The organism is Cupriavidus oxalaticus, assembly GCF_004768545.1.
GTDB lineage: Bacteria > Pseudomonadota > Gammaproteobacteria > Burkholderiales > Burkholderiaceae > Cupriavidus > Cupriavidus oxalaticus_A.
The window spans coordinates 2,113,610-2,129,556 of record NZ_CP038635.1; the positions used below are offsets into that span (position 1 = coordinate 2,113,610).

16 protein-coding genes are annotated in these 15,947 nt (G+C 67.0%); 3 read left to right on the plus strand and 13 right to left on the minus strand.

Features of this window, described 5'->3' with window-relative positions; all coding sequences use genetic code 11:
- Positions 1-118: 118 nt before the first annotated feature.
- Together E0W60_RS20595 and E0W60_RS20600 are read left to right on the plus strand one after the other, a co-directional pair.
- Positions 119-1,069 (plus strand): LysR family transcriptional regulator, encoded by a 951-nt coding sequence (locus tag E0W60_RS20595; RefSeq protein WP_133096419.1) that lies wholly within the window; start codon positions 119-121, stop codon positions 1,067-1,069.
- Positions 1,070-1,249: 180 nt separating this feature from the next.
- The gene (locus E0W60_RS20600; protein WP_133096420.1) at positions 1,250-1,684 is read left to right on the plus strand and encodes a universal stress protein; all 435 of its coding nucleotides are present in this window, start codon (positions 1,250-1,252) and stop codon (positions 1,682-1,684) included.
- 81 nt (positions 1,685-1,765) lie between these two features.
- On the opposite strand, the gene E0W60_RS20605 is transcribed toward E0W60_RS20600, so the two are convergent.
- Positions 1,766-2,527 (minus strand): M48 family metalloprotease, encoded by a 762-nt coding sequence (locus E0W60_RS20605; RefSeq protein ID WP_135705446.1) that lies wholly within the window; start codon positions 2,525-2,527, stop codon positions 1,766-1,768.
- A gap of 283 nt (positions 2,528-2,810) precedes the next feature.
- Here E0W60_RS20605 and E0W60_RS20610 point away from each other — a divergent pair, with 283 nt between their 5' ends.
- Complete coding sequence (locus E0W60_RS20610; protein WP_133096422.1) at positions 2,811-3,149, plus strand: penicillin-binding protein; 339 nt, start codon at positions 2,811-2,813, stop codon at positions 3,147-3,149.
- Between the two features lie 113 nt (positions 3,150-3,262).
- Here the strand turns inward: E0W60_RS20610 and aceA are convergent, their stop codons facing one another.
- The 12 genes from aceA to cysT form a co-directional block, all read right to left on the minus strand.
- Positions 3,263-4,558: an isocitrate lyase gene (gene aceA / locus E0W60_RS20615; protein ID WP_135705447.1), complete on the minus strand. Its 1,296-nt coding sequence runs from the start codon at positions 4,556-4,558 to the stop codon at positions 3,263-3,265.
- 402 nt (positions 4,559-4,960) lie between these two features.
- A complete protein-coding gene (locus E0W60_RS20620; protein WP_133096424.1) occupies positions 4,961-5,377 on the minus strand; it encodes a gamma-glutamylcyclotransferase family protein in 417 nt (138 codons plus the stop codon).
- Between the two features lie 2 nt (positions 5,378-5,379).
- Positions 5,380-5,877, minus strand: a complete 498-nt coding sequence (gene rraA, locus E0W60_RS20625; protein ID WP_135705448.1) for a ribonuclease E activity regulator RraA — start codon at positions 5,875-5,877, stop codon at positions 5,380-5,382.
- A gap of 48 nt (positions 5,878-5,925) precedes the next feature.
- Positions 5,926-7,674 carry a thiamine pyrophosphate-binding protein gene (locus E0W60_RS20630; RefSeq protein ID WP_431189881.1) on the minus strand — a complete coding sequence of 583 codons (1,749 nt, stop codon included), beginning with the start codon at positions 7,672-7,674 and terminating at the stop codon, positions 5,926-5,928.
- Between the two features lie 79 nt (positions 7,675-7,753).
- Entirely contained in the window at positions 7,754-9,004 is a 1,251-nt protein-coding gene (locus E0W60_RS20635; RefSeq protein WP_135705449.1) for an MFS transporter, read from the minus strand.
- Positions 9,005-9,142: 138 nt separating this feature from the next.
- Entirely contained in the window at positions 9,143-9,976 is an 834-nt protein-coding gene (locus E0W60_RS20640; RefSeq protein ID WP_135705450.1) for a LytR/AlgR family response regulator transcription factor, read from the minus strand.
- 103 nt (positions 9,977-10,079) lie between these two features.
- The gene (locus tag E0W60_RS20645; RefSeq protein WP_135705451.1) at positions 10,080-11,240 is read right to left on the minus strand and encodes a sensor histidine kinase; all 1,161 of its coding nucleotides are present in this window, start codon (positions 11,238-11,240) and stop codon (positions 10,080-10,082) included.
- A gap of 9 nt (positions 11,241-11,249) precedes the next feature.
- Positions 11,250-11,645 carry an Mpo1-like protein gene (locus E0W60_RS20650; protein WP_135705452.1) on the minus strand — a complete coding sequence of 132 codons (396 nt, stop codon included), beginning with the start codon at positions 11,643-11,645 and terminating at the stop codon, positions 11,250-11,252.
- Positions 11,646-11,964: 319 nt separating this feature from the next.
- Positions 11,965-12,909 (minus strand): CysB family HTH-type transcriptional regulator, encoded by a 945-nt coding sequence (locus tag E0W60_RS20655; protein ID WP_133096430.1) that lies wholly within the window; start codon positions 12,907-12,909, stop codon positions 11,965-11,967.
- Positions 12,906-14,018 carry a sulfate/molybdate ABC transporter ATP-binding protein gene (locus tag E0W60_RS20660; RefSeq protein WP_135705453.1) on the minus strand — a complete coding sequence of 371 codons (1,113 nt, stop codon included), beginning with the start codon at positions 14,016-14,018 and terminating at the stop codon, positions 12,906-12,908. The genes E0W60_RS20655 and E0W60_RS20660 overlap by 4 nt, the downstream gene beginning before the upstream one ends.
- Positions 14,019-14,029: 11 nt before the next feature.
- Positions 14,030-14,977, minus strand: a complete 948-nt coding sequence (cysW, locus tag E0W60_RS20665; RefSeq protein ID WP_135705454.1) for a sulfate ABC transporter permease subunit CysW — start codon at positions 14,975-14,977, stop codon at positions 14,030-14,032.
- Position 14,978: 1 nt separating this feature from the next.
- Positions 14,979-15,932 carry a sulfate ABC transporter permease subunit CysT gene (gene cysT / locus E0W60_RS20670; protein ID WP_135705455.1) on the minus strand — a complete coding sequence of 318 codons (954 nt, stop codon included), beginning with the start codon at positions 15,930-15,932 and terminating at the stop codon, positions 14,979-14,981.
- Positions 15,933-15,947: the final 15 nt, after the last annotated feature.

The following is a 15,947-nucleotide window of genomic DNA, read 5'->3' on the forward strand; positions in this document are numbered from 1 at the left end:
CTCCGCACTAAATCCTTGCGCATTGGCCGCCGGCAGCACCCTGCAACGCATTGGGCGTGACCGGGCCGGCACAAAGCGCGCGAGTGCGTATTACTCGGGCACTACTCGGCGAACATTTGTGGACCATTTCAAACAGCTGGAGACTTTTGTATCCGTCGCCTCGCGCGGCAGCCTGTCGGCGGCAGCAGCGGCGGAAGGCGTGGCGCCGGCCATCATCGGGCGCCGCATCGATGCGCTGGAAGAGCGGCTGGGCGTCAAGTTGCTGGTACGTACCACGCGCAAGATCAGCCTGACCTTCGAAGGCTCGGCCTTCCTGGAGGACTGCCAGCGCATCCTGAACGACCTGCACAACGCCGAGGCCAGCGTTTCGGCCGGCGGCGTCAAGGCCAGCGGCCACCTGCGCGTGACAGCGCCGGCCGGCTATGGCCGCAAGCACGTGGCGCCGCTGGTGCCGCTGTTCATTGAATCGCACCCTGACGTATCGATCACGCTGGACCTGTCCGACCGCGTGGTCGACCTGGTCAATGAAGGCTTCGACTGCGCGATCCGGCTGGGCGACCTGCCCGACTCCAGCCTCGTTTCAATCCGGCTGGCCGAGACCCGGCGCGTGGTGGTGGCCTCGCCCGACTACCTGGCCCGCGCCGGCCGGCCCGGCACGCCGGACGAACTGCAGCGGCACAACTGCCTGGCCTTCGGCGCCAGCGCCAACGTGCAGCGCGGCTGGGTCTTCACCGAAGACGGGCGCTCGGTGACGGTCAAGGTGGGCGGCACCATGGAATGCACCGACGGCGCGGTGCTGCACGAGTGGTGCCTGCAGGGCAACGGCCTGGCGTGGCGGTCGTGGTGGGAAGTCGGCAACGAAATCGCCAGCGGCCGGCTGGTCACGGTGCTGGACGAGTTCCAGGCGCCGCCGATCGGCATCCATGCGGTGTTCCCGCAGCGCAAGCACCTGCCGCTGCGGGTGCGGCTGTTTATCGATCACCTGAAGAACACCTACGGCAACCCGGCTTACTGGCGACGGGCGGAGCAGGCGGCATCCATGCCGGCGGCAGCGGCGCTGGCAGGCTGACCGGCAGCGCAAGGCTCAGGCTGAGGCGCTTTTGTTGCAATTGATTTTGCACAATGCCGTACTCGGCACCCTGACTACAATGGATTCAGACAGGCGCTTTCACTGCCCCGGCATCGCCCCCCGGCGCCGGGCGGCCGCCCTGCCCCCTTCCCTATTCCCTAGTCAGAAAAGGAGCCCCGCATGTTCCAACACATCCTGCTACCCACCGACGGCTCGGAACTCTCCAAGAAAGCCATCAACGGCGGGCTGGAACTCGCCAAGGCCATCGGCGCGCGCGTCACGGCCTATGTCTGCCTGGAGGAGTATCCCTACACCCCGTTCAGCGAAATCGTGGTCGAGGCGCCGCAGGCCTTCAAGGACCGCATCGAGAACCAGGCCAAGCTCTACCTGAAGGAAGTCGAGAACCTGGCGAGCGCGGCCGGCGTCGTCTTCGACGCCGACATGTCGACTTTCGCGGTGCCCTACCTCGGCATCATTGACGCGGCCGAGCGCCATGGCTGCGACGTGATCTTCATGGCGTCGCATGGCCGGCGCGGGCTGTCCGGCCTGCTGCTCGGCAGCGAAACGCAGAAGGTGCTGACGCATACCGACATCCCGGTGATCGTGTATCGGTGACCCCCGGCCTGCTTCGGCAGAAGGCACAACGCCCGCACCGGGCTCCCCGGTGCGGGCGTTGTCATGGGTGCGGCCGGTAGCTTACGAAGCCTTGCGGATCCGCTCCTCCATATGCCTGGCGCGGTCATCCGAACCCGGGTGCGACGAGAACATGCTCGACTTGCCGCCATCGAGCCTGGCCAGCTTCTGGAACGCCGTCACCAGTCCGCGCGTGTTGGCCTTGTTTTTGGTCAGCAGGTCGAGCGAGTAGTCATCCGCCGCGCTTTCCTGCGACTGCGAGAACTGCGCGTTGACCAGCTTCTCGCCCAGTTCGCCCAGTTGCGACGACGACAGCGCGGCCACCGCGCCGTTGCCGGCCGACGCGGCCGCGCCACGCGCGGCGGTTGCCGTGTAGGCGACCTGCATGGCCTTTTTGGTGTGGCCCAGCGCGACATGGCCCAGCTCGTGGCCCAGCACGCCCCGCACTTCATCGTCGGTCATCATGTCCATCAGGCCGCTGTAGACGCGCACGCAGCCGTTGGCCATGGCCCAGGCGTTGACGTCCTTGGTCATGTACACCTTGGCGTTGACGTTGGGCACGTTGCTGCCGTTCAGGCCGCTCATGATCTTGGCCAGGCGCTTGCCGTAGGTGGTATTGGCGCCGGCGATCCTGTTGGTCTTGTCCGATTCGGCGCAGGCCTGGTCGGACAGGCTCTTGACGTCCGCGTCGCTCAGCGTCGCGGCCTTGGCCAGCGAGGAGCCGGCGGACACCATGCCGTCGATGTTGGTGGGCATGCCGCCGGAACAGCCGGCCAGCAGTGCGGCCGCGACGGCGCAGGTAGCGAGAGAGAATGATGCTTTCATGATGTTGTTCTTGGTGGAGGCTCAGAATGTGCCGACAAAGGCCCGGGCACTTTATGGCATCCACTTGCTGACGGCATCACCCAAATGCAATAAATCGTCAGATATAACAATTTATTGCATTTGGCACTGATTTCCGCCCCGGCACTCCGCGGCGCATCGACCGACCTCGGATGGAATCTTCGCCAAGGTCACCTAAGCTTGTGGGAGGGCGATCAGCGAGTGGAAATTCGCACCAAGTCGCAACGCGTACATTTTCGGTCGGGGGCAGACGGAAGGTGTGATCATGCGACTTTCACTCATAGCCTGCGTCGGCATCCTGGCGCTTTCGGCATGTGCCTCGACCTCCGATGACAGAGGCTCTTTTACGGTGATGACGCCGGCCAGCTTCGATCGCACCTTCACCGCGGCAGCGGGGGCAATGCATGACCAGGGGCTGGCGATCAGTCTCGCGGATCCGGTCAGGGGCGTGGTGGTCGGCAGCCTGGAAAGCCGGACGGTGATGGCGGGTGTGGACCAGCTGCCAGACGGCCACGTGCGGGTGACATTCGACAGCATGGGCGAAAACGATCCAGCGCTGATGGCGCGCATTTCTAGCAGCTACGATCACCGCATGGGGCGTTAAAAAAAAGCGCGCCGTCCCTGAGAGAGAACGGCGCGTCGCCTAAAAAGGAGGACGTGATGATCGCACGCCCCCCGATCCGCCGGACCCACTAGCCGGCGGAGTGACCAGGAGAGTCAGGCCACTTTCTTGTCTTCGAAGAACTGCTCGTCTTCGGTCGAACCCTTCAGCGCGGTAGTCGACGACTGGCCGCCTTCGATGGTCTGGGTCACGGCATCGAAGTAGCCGGTGCCGACTTCGCGCTGGTGCTTGACCGCGGTGAAGCCCTTCTCGGCCGCCTTGAACTCGGCTTCCTGCAGTTCCACGAATGCGCTCATCTGGTTGCGGGCGTAGCCGTAGGCCAGGTTGAACATCGAGTAGTTCAGCGAGTGGAAGCCGGCCAGCGTGATGAACTGGAACTTGTAGCCCATCGCACCCAGTTCCTTCTGGAACTTGGCGATGGTGGCGTCGTCCAGGTTCTTCTTCCAGTTGAACGACGGCGAGCAGTTGTACGCCAGCATCTTGCCCGGGAACCTGGCGTGCACGGCTTCGGCAAACTTCTTGGCGAACTCGAGGTCCGGCTTGCCGGTTTCGCACCACACCAGGTCGGCCACTTCAGCGTACGCCAGCGCGCGCGAGATCGACTGCTCCAGGCCGTTGCGGACGCGGTAGAAGCCTTCCACGGTGCGCTCGCCGGTGCAGAACGGCTTGTCGTTGTCGTCGACGTCGGAGGTCAGCAGGTCGGCGGCTTCTGCGTCGGTACGAGCGATCACCAGGGTCGGCACGCCCGAGACGTCGGCAGCCAGGCGCGCGGCGGTCAGCTTGGCGACGGCTTCGCGGGTCGGCACCAGCACCTTGCCGCCCATGTGGCCGCACTTCTTGACCGAAGCCAGCTGGTCTTCGAAGTGAACGCCGGCGGCGCCCGCTTCGATCATGGCCTTCATCAGTTCGAACGCGTTAAGCACGCCGCCAAAGCCGGCTTCGGCGTCAGCCACGATCGGGGCGAAGAAGTCGGTGTCGCCCTTGCCTTCGCTCCACTGGATCTGGTCGGCGCGCTGGAAGGTGTTGTTGATGCGCTTGACCACCTGCGGCACCGAGTTGGCCGGGTACAGCGACTGGTCGGGGTACATTTCGCCGGCCAGGTTTGCGTCGCCGGCAACCTGCCAGCCCGACAGGTAGATGGCCTTCAGGCCGGCCTTCACTTGCTGCATGGCCTGGTTGCCGGTCAGCGCGCCCAGCGAGTTGACGAACGGCTCGGTGTGCAGCAGGTTCCACAGCTTCTCGGAACCACGGCGGGCCAGGGTATGCTCGACCTGGACCGAACCACGCAGGCGCACAACGTCTTCAGCGGTGAAGTTGCGCTTGATACCTTTCCAGCGGGGATTGGTATCCCAGTCTTTTTGCAGTGCCTGGATCTGTTCTTGGCGGTTCATGGTCACTCTCCTGAAGATGCCTGGATGGCTGAGAATCTCTTGATCACCTGCCTTGGGGCGCCGCCTGTGGGGGCGTTTTTTGCGTCTCAGGTCATGTGTCTTATATAAGAGTGTAGGGAATGCTCCCGCGTTGCAACAACCCTGAACTGAAGTTGCCGCTTAGTTTTTTTCTTCAATAAATTCATATGCTTATGAAATTTATTTCACGATGCGGGACATAATCTTCCATCATGAGAAATGGAGTTGTGCTCCGCAAACCATGTATTTTTGCGGACCGCAACAGCTTTCCACATCGTGAAAAATCGCAGGAATGGCATGCATGCGCGTGATTGGTCGCAAGCGAGCCAAAAGGAAACGGCGCCTCAAGGGCGCCGTTGACCGGATGACTTTGCCTGACCGCTTTCAGGGGCTGGCAGGATCGCGCGCGCGGCGGTAGGCCACCCAGTCGCCGCTGCCAATATGCGGCAACGCGGCCACGGCGGCTTCCGCCACCGGATACAGCAGGCAGGCAACGGGCTTGCCATCCTGCTGCACCGCGCATTCCTCGCGCACGAACAGCGTAGCCTGACCCGGGTACACCTCTTCGATCTCGTCCAGGACCGGCAGCAGTGCATCGGCAATGTCGTAGATATCCCCGACAACCGGCCCGGCCGCCGCATCCAGCACCAGCCCGGGATAGGTGCCGAAGTCATAGAGCCGGCCTGACACCGTCGCCGTGCCCAGCAGCGTGGGCGCGGCAATGCCGTGCCGCCGCGCGGCCGCATTCAGGTCGTTGACCTCGCCGGCGCGCAGCGTGCCGTAGACGAAGACGCGCGGCATGCTCAGCCCTCCAGCTTGTCGTCCGAGACCAGCACGCCGTCGGCGTCGACATAGATCCAGTTGCCCGGACGCACGACCGCACCGGGCATCTGCACCGTGACTTCGCTTTCGCCGGCGTTGCGCTTCTGGCTCTTCTGCGGATGCGCCGCGAGCGCGCGGATGCCGATGTCGCACACATCCAGCTCGGCGCTGTCGCGCACGCAGCCATTGACGACGATGCCGGCCCAGCCATTCTTCTCGGCCAGCAGGCCGAGATTGCCGCCGACCAGCGCGCAGCGCAGCGAGCCGCCGCCGTCGACCACCAGGACCCGGCCCTGGCCGGGCGCTTCCAGCACGGTGCGCACGAGTGCATTGTCTTCGAACACCTTCAGCGTCGCGGCCGGGCCGGCAAAGGCACCCTGCTTGCCCCAGGCGCGGAACACCGGCGCCATCACGCGCAGGGTGCCGGCCGCGAGGCGGTCTTCATGGGCGTCACACAGGTCGGTGGTGACAGGCTTCATCAATGGTCTCCTGATGGATGGTAAGGATCCGTTGCGGCCGCGCCGGGTTCAGTGCTGCCCGCCGGCCAGCGCCTGCGCGCGGATCGCGCTGAGCGTGGTGCGCGGCGTGATCACGTCCGGATCGACGCGGATCTCGATCAGCGTCGACACCGGCGCGTCCAGCGCGGCGCGCAGCGCCGGGGCGAAGGCCTCGGTGGAGGTCACGGTCTCGCCGCGCGCACCATAGGCGCGCGCCAGCGCGGCAAAGTCCGGGTTGTGCAATTCGGTGCCCGATACATGGGTCGGGTATTCGCGTTCCTGGTGCATCCGGATGGTGCCGTACATGCCGTTATTGACGACGATAAACACCACCGGCGCCTGGTACTGCATGGCGGTAGCAAGTTCCTGGCCATTCATCAGGAAGCAGCCGTCGCCGGCCAGCGCCACTACGGTGCGCCGCGGGAAGGCAATCTTGGCGCCGACCGCGGCGGGCACGCCATAGCCCATCGCGCCGCTGGTCGGCGCCAGCTGGCCGCGGCCGCCGTTGCGGAACGGGCGATAACGGAAGTAGCGGTGCAGCCAGCCAGCGTAGTTGCCGGCTCCGTTGGTGACCACCGCATCGTCCGGCAGCATCTGGTCGAGCGTGCGGATGACCTCGGCCATGTCGACGCCCTGCCCCGCATACGCAGGCGGCTGCAGGTAGCGCTCGTAATCGGCATGGGCCGCTTCGGTCCAGGGCTGCCAGCGCGGCGCCGCGGCGGGCTCCAGCGCGGCCAGGCGCGCGGCGATGGCCGGCATCGAGGCGTGGATCATCAGGTCGGCCTGGTAGACGCTGCCCAGTTCCTCGGCACCGGCGTGCACGTGCACCAGCGTTTGCGCGGGCCGCGGCGCGGCGATCAGCGCGTAGCCGCCGGTGGTCATCTCGCCCAGGCGCGGGCCGATGGCCAGCACCAGGTCCGATTGCCGGATGCGCTCGGCCAGCGCCGGGTTGATGCCGATGCCGACATCGCCGGCATAGTTGGGATGGCGGTTGTCGAACAGGTCCTGCCCGCGGAAGGCACAGCCTACCGGCAGCGCGAAGCGTTCGGCAAAGGCCTGCAGGTCGGCGCAGGCCTGCGGCGTCCAGCCGCTGCCGCCGGCCAGCACGAAGGGCCGCTCGGCGGCTTCAAGCATTTGCTGGAGGCGCGCCATCCCGGGATCGCCCGGCCAGCTCAGCACGCGCTCGTAGCCGCGTAGCTGCGGCACCACGGCCGTCTGCGCCAGCATGTCCTCCGGCAGCGCCAGCACCACCGGGCCGGGCCGGCCCGAGGTGGCGGTCTGGTAGGCGCGCGCGATGTATTCGGGGATGCGCTCGACCCGGTCGATCTGCGCCACCCACTTGGCCATCTCGCCGTACATGCGGCGGTAGTCGATTTCCTGGAAGGCTTCGCGATCCATGAAATCGGTACCGACCTGTCCGATGAACAGGATCATCGGCGTCGAATCCTGGAACGCGGTATGCACGCCGATGCTGGCATTGGTGGCGCCAGGACCGCGCGTGCAGAAAGCCAGCCCGGGACGGCCAGTCAGCTTGCCGTAGGCCTCGGCCATGACCGCGGCGCCGCCTTCCTGCCGGCAGACGATAAAGCGCAGCTGGTCGCGGCGGCGATGGAAGCCGTCGAGCACCGCCAGGTAGCTTTCACCCGGCACGCCGAAGGCCAGCTCGGCGCCATGCGCCAGCAGCGCGTCGACCAGGATATGGCCGCCCAGCATCGGCACCTCGCCGGCTTCGTGCGAATGGGGAGTGTCAGGGTTCGAATGGCCCGGCGTGAAAGTCATGGAAACATCCTCGAGGCAGGCTGGAACAAGGCGAGACGCGCAGAGGGCAGGCAATGGCGGCCGGCGGCGCCGGCCCGGTTCAGGCTGCCGGCGCCGCGGCACCGCGGCGCGAGCGGTTGCCGTTGCCCACCGTCACCGCGGTAAAGATCGAGATCAGCTGGAAGCCGCCGATCATGAAGAACACCCAGGCCGGCAGCCGCGCATCCATCAGCGCGCCAAAGAACAGCGGCCCGCAGGCCAGCCCGATGTCGAGGCCGGAATAGACCACGCCATAGACACGGCCGGTGGCGCCGGCGGGCGCGGCGGCACGCACCAGCAGGTCGCGCGACGGACCGGCGATGCCGGCGCCAAACCCGATCACCCCCATCAGCACCGGCACCAGCAGCGCGGGGAACAGGTTCAACCCGACCAGGATGGCGAACAGGCCGGAGACGGTAAAGCTGAGGGCGATGAGCCGGTCATGGTTGCTGGTGCGGCTGGCGGCAAAGCCGCCGACCACCATGCCGCCGGCGCTGCACAGCATGTAAATGGTGTATGAAGCCGTGGCCAGCGTGAACGGCATGCCGTACAGGTAGGTCAGCGCGGTCGGCGCAAAGCTCTGGATGCCCGCGGCGGAGAACGTGGTCAGCAGAAAGAACGCCCAGCACACCCATACCTGCGGCAGCCGCAGGAAGCCCAGCAGGCTGCCGCCGGCGGCCCTGGCGGCGGGCCGGCCCACGGAGTCGCGCACCTCGCGCGGATCCAGCACATGGCGCAGCACCACCAGCACGGCCAGCACCGCGAAGGCCACGACCGAAGCCGCCGCCAGCGCCACGCGCCAGCTGGCCAGGTTGGCGATGGTGACCAGGAACAGCGGCGCCGCCGCCCAGCCCAGGTTGCCGGAAATGCCGTGGACCGAGAACGCATGGCCCAGCCGCAGCTGAGATACATGCTTGTTCAGCAGCGTGAAATCAGCCGGGTGGAACACGCCGTTGCCCAGCCCCGCCACCGCCGCGCCGGCCAGCAGTGCGGCATAGCCGTTGCTGGCCGATAGCAGCAGCGCCGCACTGCCCAGGAAGGCCAGCCCGGCAAACAGCACCGGACGCGCGCCGAAGCGGTCCACCACGAAACCCGAGGCGGTCTGCACTACCGCCGACACGGCGAAGAACACCGTCATCAGCAGGCCGAGCTCCGCATAGCTCAGGCCGAACTCGGCCTTGATCCACGGGAACAGCGGCGCCAGCAGCAAATGATAGAAATGCGAGACCCCATGCGCCAGCCCGACCAGCCCGATCACCTGGGCGTCATGGCGAAGCGGATTGCGGGCGGGATCGATGGCGGCGGTGGACATGGCGCGGGCGGAAGGTGCGGTTGCGGGCTGCGGAGGAGATGCGGCGAGCCAGCAAAAAATGCGGGCCGAAGCCCGCATCATAGAGGAAAACCGCGCCACGCTGCAGCCGGGTGGCGGTACCGCCGCTTGCTGCGATCCTTACATCTGCTTGAACAGGTGCGCGTACTGGCGCGCCACCGGCAGCAGCTCGGGCCGGTCGCGCAGCCGCAGCGACAGCCGCCCCAGGGACTGGTTGACCGCGCTGGCCACGCAGTCGATGTTGACCACCGTGCCGCGGTGGACCTGCCAGAAACGCTCCGGATCCAGTTGCTGGGTCAGTTCGCGCAGGCTGGTGCGGATCAGCGCCTCGCCGGCGCTGGAGACCACGTTGACGTACTTGTCGGTTGCCTCCAGGTAGATCACCTCGTCGACCGGGATGATGCGGACCTCCTGACCGACCAGCGCCTTGATAAAGCGCAGGTACTGGCGCTGCGACGCGCCGCCGGGCGTGGCGTGCTCCAGGGATTCGAGCCGCGCCAGCAGTTGCCCCAGGCGGTCGGTGTCGAGCATGGCGGCGCCCTCATCCGTCTCCTCGTCTGCGTCGTCCTCCGTGTCCGACATCGCCTGCAGGCGTTCCTTGAGGCGGCACACGGTCGCCTCCAACCGCTCGCGCTGCACCGGCTTGAGCACATAGTCGACCGCGGCGCGCTCGAAGGCCTCCAGTGCAAACTGGTCATAGGCGGTGACAAAGACCACCAGCGGCGGGATATCAAACTCGATCAGCTCGCGCGCCACGTCCATGCCGCTCATGCCCGGCATGCGGATGTCCAGGAACACCACGCGCGGCTGGTGCTCGCGCGCGGCGGCCAGCGCGGCCATGCCGTCGTGCACGACCGAGACGATACGGGCCTCGGGCCACAGCGACTTCAGTTCGGATTCCAGCACGCGCGCGAGCAGCGCTTCGTCGTCGGCGATCAGAAGGGTCGGAGTCATGGGGGCGAGGTTGGGGGCAGTGAAAAAATCTGGGCGATGCTGGGGGCGCCGCCCTACGCAGCGCCCCTCGTTGTCTTCGCACCGGCGATCGCCAGCAGCGCGTTCAGGTCCGCTGGATCGCCGGCGACACCGGCATGCTCTCCGGCAGCGTGACCGTCTGCGTCAGGGTCGGCGCCTCGACCGGGCGCACCAGCGGCAGCGTCAGCCGCACCACCACGCCGCGCGGCGTGTTTTCTTCCATCTGCATGCTGGCGGCGGCCCCGAAGATCCGTGCCAGCCGCTCGCGCACATGGGTGATGCCCAGCCCCGAGCCCTTGCCCGAGGCCTGGCCAAAGCCCACGCCGGTATCGGCAATGATGACCTGCACCGCATCGTCGCCGGCGGCGCGCGCCGACAGGCGGATATGCCCGCCGATCATGCAAGGCTCGATACCGTGCGTCACCGCGTTTTCCACCAGCGGCTGGATCAGCATCGGCGGAATTTCGACCTTGGCCAGCTCGCGCGGCAGGTCGATGTCATACGACAGCCGCTGGCCGAAGCGCATGCCCTGGATATCCAGGTAGCTGCGCAGCAGCTCGAACTCCTGCCGCAGCGTGCATTGCTCGGCGCGGGTGTGGGCCAGCGACATGCGCAGGAATCCGATCAGGCGCTGCAGCAGCTGGCGCGCGGCGGGCGGGTCGGTGGCGATCAGGCCGTCGAGGTTGGCCAGCGAGTTGAACAGGAAGTGCGGCTCGATCTGCGCCTGCAGCGCCATCAGCTGCGCGCGCACCAGTTGCTTTTCGGCTTCCTCGCGCTGCAGCGCGTCGAGCGCGGCCTGGCGCTCCAGGTAGGCGAGCTTCTCGCGCGACCAGTAAAAATAGATCATCGACGCCGATGCCAGCATGCCCACCACCAGACACATGCGCAGCATGTCGCCGGTTTCGGCCACCGACTTGGGCGGCAGGTCCAGCGCCACGCGCGTGGCCCAGCCGCCGATCACCACGCCGGTCGGCACCGCGGCGGCGGCCAGCAGCAGGAAAGGCCAGCGCCGCGGCCGGTCGTTCCACCAGATGCCGACGCGGGGGATATCGATCAGCAGCCAGATCGACAGGCCGATCAGCTGGCTGTAGACAAAGTTGTGCCAGAGCGTGCCGCCGGTCTGGAAGCCGTAGTTGAGGCTGACGGCGATGACCGTGTTCATGCACAGCACGAACAGCAGGTCGCGCCCGAGGATGGTAAGCCGCGACGGGGGCGCGGTGGCGACGGTGGAGATGCAGCGGTTCATGGCGGTATGTTAGCGTTGGCTCGTCTCGGCGCAATCCCCCGAGGTGACGCGCGTGCCACACTCACCGGTCAGCGCACGCCACCACTGCCCTGACAGCACATAGCGCGGGAAGGTGATCCATTGCTCGGCGAAGATGCGTCCGGCGATGTCCGCCGGTCCGGCAAACGGCTCCGGCGCGTTGGCCTCGAGCCGGTGCCCGCGCCCTTGCAGCGCCAGCGACATGCCCATGCACACCAGCCCCAGCGCCACCGCGGGCAGGCTCAGCCGCAGGATGCCATAGGCGCCCAGCACCGTGCCCGCCATGAACATCGGCACGGCCACGATATGCAGCAGCAGGTTGCGGGGATGCTGGTGGTTGCGGCCATAGCCGCGCCACTGCCAGCGCAGCAGCGGTTCTTCGCGCATGATCGTCTCTCTCCCTTGCCCTTTTTCTGCCCGCCTACATCGCCCGGCCAGGGGCCGAAGGGGCAGCCGCGCGCAATATCTGTTGCACTGCGGGAAAGCGCCGCGCAAGTTCAATCCGGATGCGGAAGGCCATGCGTGGCACGTGCACGGACTTTACCCTTCACCCGGCTGCGAAGAAAGCCTGTTGCGACGAACGGTGGAAACGGGGCGCGAACGGCACCGTGCGGGGGCGGACGGCGCGCGCGGAAGGCGGCGAGGTGCAGCCAACGCCATCCGGCGCCGGGCAAAGCCCGGCGCCGGGCCGAGATACGGGCGGCGCTCAGGCCGCCAGCGCCTGCCGCTCCTGCTCCGACAGCGCGCTGCTGACGGTGTCGCGCGACAGGTGCGGCGCGAACATATTGATGAAGGCGTGCGCATAGCCGCGCAGGTAGGAACCACGGCGCACGGCCACGCTGGTGGTGTTGGGCGCGAACAGGTGGTCGGCCTTGATGCGCACCAGGCCAGAATCCTTGCGCTCGTCGTACGCCATCGACGCGATGATGCCCACGCCCAGCTCCAGCTCGGCATAGGTCTTGATCACGTCGGCGTCGAGCGCGGTCAGCACGATCTCCGGCTGCAGCCCGGCTTCGGCGAAGGCGCTGTCGATCTTGCGGCGGCCGGTAAAGCCGGCGTCGTAAGTGATGAGCTGGAAACCGGCCACGTCCTCGAGCGTCGGCTCGGGCAGGCGCGTCAGCGGATGGTCGGGCGAAACCACCAGCACGTGCTGCCAGCTGTAAGCCTCGAACGAGGTCAGCCCGGCTTCGGTCGCCAGCGCTTCGGTGGCGATGCCGATATCGGCCTGCCCCGTCAGCAGCAGCTCAACGATATGCGTGGGCGACGCTTCCTGCAGCGCGAGGGTCACGTGCGGATACTCGCGGCGGAAGGCCTGCACCACGCGCGGCAGCGCGTAGCGGGCCTGCGTGTGGGTGGTGGCCACGGTCAGGCGCCCGGTATGGCGGCCGGCGAACTCGTCGCCGGCCTGGCGCAGGTTCTCGGCCTCAAGCAGCAGGCGCTCGACGATGCGCACGATCTCGCGGCCGGGCTCGGTCAGCCCGGTCAGGCGCTTGCCGTAGCGCTCGAAGATCTCCACGCCCAGCTCTTCTTCCAGTTCGCGGATCTGGCGCGACACGCCGGGCTGCGAGGTGTAGAGCGCGTTGGCGACCTCGGTCAGGTTGAACTGGCGGCGCACCGCCTCGCGGATCGATCGGAGTTGCTGGAAGTTCATCGTGCGGCCTCTTGTTTTTTGATGGGGGCAGTGCCGTTGGCCTGCGTAAAGACGCGCAGCTGGCGCGGCCGCACGGCGAGCAGCTCGCCCTCGCGGAAGCCCGCGCGGCGGAAGCGCTCGAGCGGCAGCGCCACCTCGATCACGTCCTGGTTGTCTTCACGCTCGAGTTCGAGCTGGGCCACCGGGCCGAGCGTCAGCGCGCGGCGCAGCGTCACGGCAATGCCGTCGGCGCCGGGCGAATAGCGCTCCAGGTCCAGGTCGTGCGGACGCACATACGCCACCGCATCGCCTGCGGTCTCGTGCCCGCTGCCGACCACCGGCAGCACCGCTTCGCCGGTATGCAGCAGGCCGCCGCTCTCGCCCACTTCCAGCCGGCCGTGGAACAGGTTCACATTGCCGAGGAAGCCGAACACGAACGGCGTGGCCGGATGGTTGTAGACCGCCTCGGGCGAGCCATACTGCTCGACGTGGCCGCGGTTCATCAGCACCACCTGGTCGGCCACTTCCAGCGCTTCTTCCTGGTCGTGCGTGACGAACACGCTGGTCACATGCAGTTCATCGTGCAGGCGGCGCAGCCAGCGGCGCAGCTCCTTGCGCACCTTGGCGTCGAGCGCACCGAACGGTTCGTCGAGCAGCAGCACGCGCGGCTCCACCGCCAGCGCGCGCGCCAGCGCGATGCGCTGGCGCTGGCCACCCGACAGCTGCGACGGGTAGCGGTCGGCCAGCCAGTCGAGCTGCACCAGGTCGAGCAGCGAATGCACCTTCTCGCGGATCTGCGCTTCGCTGGGGCGTTCGGCGCGCGGCTTCACGCGCAGGCCGAAGGCCACGTTCTCGAACACGCTCATGTGCTTGAACAGCGCGTAGTGCTGGAATACGAAGCCCACCTGGCGCTGGCGCACATGCTGGCCCGAGGCGTCCCGCCCGGAAAGCACGATCTGGCCCGCGTCGGCGCGCTCCAGGCCGGCGATGATGCGAAGCAGGGTGGTCTTGCCGCAACCGGACGGCCCCAGCAGCGCGGTCAGCTCGCCTTCGTCGAAATCGAGCGAGACATTGTCCAGCGCGACGAAATCGCCAAAGCGCTTCTCTACGTTCTTGACCTGGATGCTCATGATGCCGTTCCTTACACGGATGCCTGCAGGGGGGTTCCTGCTGTACCAGCTGTACCAATCGGCCGCTCGATCACGGCCTCTTCCGTCTCTTTGCGCGCGCGCCATTCCACCAGCGTCTTGATGCCGAGGGTGACCAGCGCCAGCAGCGTAAGCAGCGAGGCCACCGCGAAGGCCGCCGCGAAGTTGTATTCGTTGTAGAGGATCTCTACGTGCAGCGGCATGGTGTTGGTCAGCCCGCGGATATGGCCCGACACCACCGATACCGCGCCGAACTCGCCCATCGCGCGCGCATTGCAAAGGATCACGCCGTACAGCAGGCCCCAGCGGATATTGGGCAGCGTGATATGGCGGAAGGTCTGCCAGCCCGAGGCGCCCAGCACGATCGCGGCCTCTTCCTCTTCGCTGCCCTGCGCCTGCATCAGCGGGATCAGTTCGCGCGCCACGAAGGGGAAGGTCACGAAGATCGTCGCCAGCACGATGCCGGGCACCGCGAACATGATCTTGATGTCGTGCGCTTCCAGCCACGGGCCGAACCAGCCCTGCGCGCCAAACAGCAGCACATAGACCAGGCCGGAGATCACCGGCGACACCGAGAACGGCAGGTCGATCAGCGTGATCAGCAGGTTCTTGCCGCGGAACTCGAACTTGGCGATGGCCCATGCCGCCGCCACGCCGAACACCACGTTCAGCGGCACCGCGATCGCCGCCACCGTCAGCGTGAGCTGGATCGCGGCCACGGCATCGGGTTCGACCAGCGCTTCAAAGTAGGTCTGCACGCCCTTGCGCAGCGCTTCGTAGAACACCGAAGCCAGCGGCACGAACAGGAACAGCGTGAGGAACAGCACCGCCACCGTGATCAGCGTGTAGCGCACCCATGGCGCCTCGCCGGTGGCATCGAATGCGTGGTGGGCCTTGGCCTGGCGCTGCGCGCCCAGGCGTCCCGAAACTGCGCCCGCCATATCAGAACTCCTTGCCCGTCGCGGGCGCTTCCGGTGCCAGCGCAGCGCGCGCACCCGACTGGTGGCGGCGCGTCCAGGCCTGCAGCAGGTTGATCAGCAGCAGCAGTCCGAACGAGATCACCAGCATCACCACGGCCACCGCGGTGGCGCCGGCGTAGTCGTATTGCTCCAGCTTGGAATAAATCATCAGCGGCGCGATCTCGGACACCATCGGCATGTTGCCGGAGATAAAGACCACCGAGCCGTACTCGCCGGTGGCGCGCGCGAAGGACAGCGCGAAGCCGGTCAGCAGCGCCGGCAGGATCGCCGGCAGGATCACGCGCCGGAAGGTCTGCAGCCGGTTGGCGCCCAGGCTGGCGGCGGCCTCTTCCAGTTCCTGCTCCACGTCTTCCAGCACCGGCTGCACCGTGCGCACCACGAACGGCAGGCCGATAAACGTCAGCGCCACCACCACGCCCAGCGGCGTGAACGCGACCTTGATCCCGAGCGGCTCGAGGTAGCGGCCGATCCAGCCGTTGCCGGCAAACAGCGCGGTCAGCGCGATGCCGGCCACCGCGGTCGGCAGCGCAAACGGCAGGTCGACCAGCGCATCGATCAGGCGCTTGCCGAAAAAGCGGTAGCGCACCAGCACCCAGGCGACAATCAGCCCGAACACCGTATTGACAATGGCCGCCACCAGCGATGCGCCGAAGCTCAGCTGCAGCGATGCCACCACGCGCGGCGCCGTGATCGACGTCCAGAACGCGTCCCACGTCATCGTGAACGTCTTCAGGAACGTGGCCGACAGCGGAATCAGGACGATCAGCGTCAGGTAGAACAGCGTGAAGCCCAGCGACAGGCCAAAGCCGGGAAGCACCGTGAAGCGCTGCTTGGCGGGGCGGCGGGGCGCACGCGATGCCGGCGCATCGGGGGCGCCCGGCGTGGGGGCATCCGCCAGGGATAGGGATGGTGGCATGTCGGTCTCGTCTGT